This is a genomic window from Ideonella sp. P3_A4 (assembly GCF_056403075.1).
This window is the reverse complement of the sequence record NZ_JBFUGE010000968.1, coordinates 1-1,628: the sequence shown is the minus strand read 5'-3', so window position 1 is coordinate 1,628 and position 1,628 is coordinate 1. Positions and strand designations below refer to the sequence as shown.

Annotated in this window: 2 protein-coding genes; both read left to right on the top strand. The window is 64.6% G+C overall.

Going from position 1 to position 1,628, the window contains the following annotated elements; all coding sequences use genetic code 11:
• Positions 1–885, top strand: an 885-nt coding sequence (locus AC1DYI_RS34960; protein ID WP_477208690.1) for a branched-chain amino acid ABC transporter permease, incomplete at its 5' end; no start/stop codon positions are given.
• Positions 886–902: 17 nt separating this feature from the next.
• A partial coding sequence (locus AC1DYI_RS34955) for an ABC transporter ATP-binding protein (protein ID WP_477208689.1) occupies positions 903–1,628 on the top strand: 726 nt, incomplete at its 3' end.

Genomic DNA, 1,628 nt, shown 5'->3' with positions numbered 1-1,628 from the left:
GCCTACATGTTCGCCCTCTTGGCCAGCCCGCACCTGACCGACAACTTCCCGTGGATCAAGGAGGCGTTCCCGAACGGGCTGCACACACCGATCTGGATGGTTATTCCACTGGCTGCCGGCCTCGCGGGCTTGTTCGGCGTCGTGCTCGGGGCACCGACTCTGAAGCTCAGAGGCGACTACCTGGCCATCGTGACGCTGGGCTTTGGCGAAATCATCCGGGTGTTCATGAACAACCTGGAGTACCCGGTCAACATCACCAACGGCCCGCGCGGGATCAGCCAGATCGATTCGATGAGCATCGGCGCGCTGGACTTTTCCAAGACGCTGCACTTTGCAGGTCTCGATATCCCGCCGGTGGCGCTGTACTACTACCTGTTCCTGGCCTTGGTGGTCGGCTCGGTGCTCGTCTGCACCCACCTGGCGGATTCGCGCATCGGTCGCGCCTGGATGGCCATCCGCGAAGACGAGATCGCCGCCAAGGCGATGGGGCTGAACACCCGCAATCTGAAGCTGCTGGCCTTCGGGATGGGTGCCACCTTCGGCGGCGTTTCGGGTGCGATGTTCGCGGCCTTCCAGGGTTTCGTCTCGCCTGAGTCGTTCACGCTGGGAGAGTCGGTGATGATCGTCGCGATGGTCGTGCTGGGTGGCCTGGGCCACATCCCCGGTGTGATCCTCGGGGCGTTGCTGCTGTCGGCGCTGCCCGAGGTGCTGCGTTACGTCGCCGGCCCCTTGCAACAGCTGACCGATGGCCGGCTGGATGCGGCCATCCTGCGCCAACTGCTGGTCGCGCTGGCAATGATCGTGATCATGCTGCTGCGCCCGCGCGGCCTGTGGCCGCAGCCCGAGCACGGCAAGGCAGCTCCCACCCCGGTGTCCACCAAGTAAACCGGGAGGCAAAAAACATGAGCAATTCCGTTCTCAAAGTCAACGGCGTGTCCAAGCGCTTCGGCGGTCTGCAAGCCCTGTCGGACGTGGGCATCACGATCGAGCCGGGCCAGGTCTACGGCCTTATCGGCCCGAACGGCGCCGGCAAGACCACCTTCTTCAACGTCATCACCGGGCTGTACACGCCTGACGGCGGCACCTTCGAGCTCGGCGGCAGCCCGTATGTGCCCACCACCGTGCACGAGGTGGCCAAGGCCGGCATCGCACGTACCTTCCAGAACATCCGGCTGTTTGCAGAGATGACGGCGCTGGAGAACGTGATGGTGGGCCGGCATGTGCGCAGCCACTCGGGCCTGATCGGGGCGGTGTTTCGCACCCCGGGCTTCAAAAAGGAAGAGGCCGAGATCACCAAGCGTGCGCAAGAGCTGCTGGACTACGTGGGCATTGGCAAGTACGCCGAGTTCAAGGCACGCACGCTGTCTTACGGTGACCAGCGGCGGCTGGAGATCGCCCGCGCGCTGGCGACCGACCCGAAGCTGATCGCGCTGGATGAGCCGGCGGCCGGTATGAACGCGACCGAGAAGGTCGTGCTCAGAGAGCTGATCGACCGCATCCGCAAGGACGGTCGCACGATCCTGTTGATCGAGCACGACGTGAAGCTGGTGATGGGCCTGTGCGACCGGGTGACGGTGCTGGACTACGGCAAGCAGATCGCCGAGGGCACGCCGTACGACGTGCAGCGA